The 1,004-nt window shown below is 44.2% G+C and carries 2 protein-coding genes; both read left to right on the forward strand.

What is annotated here, in order from left to right:
- On the forward strand, nucleotides 1-421 hold a 421-nt coding region (locus JDF658_RS12710), incomplete at its 5' end, for a transposase (RefSeq protein ID WP_207651246.1).
- 61 nt (nucleotides 422-482) lie between these two features.
- Nucleotides 483-878, forward strand: coding sequence for a transposase (locus JDF658_RS14630; RefSeq protein WP_200805686.1), 396 nt, complete (start codon nucleotides 483-485; stop codon nucleotides 876-878).
- Nucleotides 879-1,004 lie beyond the last annotated feature (126 nt).

The raw sequence follows: 1,004 nt of genomic DNA on the forward strand, positions 1-1,004 counted from the left end.
CTGTGATAAAATTGAAGTTGAAAAGACAAACAATCCTACCCAGGGAGGGATGCCTGTTATGGCTATTATACCACAAATTAAGCTATTTGAGTGGACAGAATTACAAACAATTGGAGATTTAGTTCGTTTACGGCTGGTTCTGGATTACATGCCAGACGAAGAATTGATGAGGACCCTTGAGAGAAGCCGGGGTAAAGGGCGAGACGATTATCCGGTTCGGGCAATATGGAATTCCATACTAGCGGGTATTGTGTTCCAGCATGAGAGTGTGGAGAAGTTACGGCGGGAACTGGCCCGCAATGGTCAATTACGAGAGCTTTGCGGGTTTAATGAACAAGTACCGTCGCCCTGGGCATACACCCGGTTTTTAAAGGCACTGATGAAACAGGAGAAATTAATCATTTGCCAAACACAAAAATAAAAAGGGAGAAAGAGACGGTCGCCGGGATACAGATGCGGACTATGGCAGGAAGGAATATAGAGTGGTGTACGAGAACGGTAAGGCATGGGAGAAGATCGTGAAATGGTTTGGGTACAAACTGCATCTGATTGTAGATGCGACCTATGAACTTCCGATAATGTACAGTTTAACGAAAGCGTCAGAGTCTGACATAAAAGAGGGGCATCGAATGCTGGAACGGATGGAGGAAAAGCAAGCAGAAATACTCAAGAGGGCGGAAACCATGGTAGCAAATAGAGGGTATGATGATACAAAACTAATAATAAAGTGCTGGGATAAATACCGGATAAAGCCTGTTAATGACATACGTAACTTGTGGAGAGATGGGGAAAAAACCAGGCTACTGACCAATTACAAGAACGTGGCCTACAATTACAAGGGCAATGTATATTGCTATTGTCCGGAAACCGGAACGTAATGGTGGTTTTGAAAAAGACAGAGGGGCACTAAAGAAGTTATGTCCGGCAAAGCGATACGGAATCAAGTGTCAGGGAATGGAACAGTGTTCAGTTAGTCAGGGAATACGTATACCGCTAGCGGAAAA

Source organism: Carboxydocella sp. JDF658, from assembly GCF_002049395.1.
Lineage (GTDB): Bacteria > Bacillota.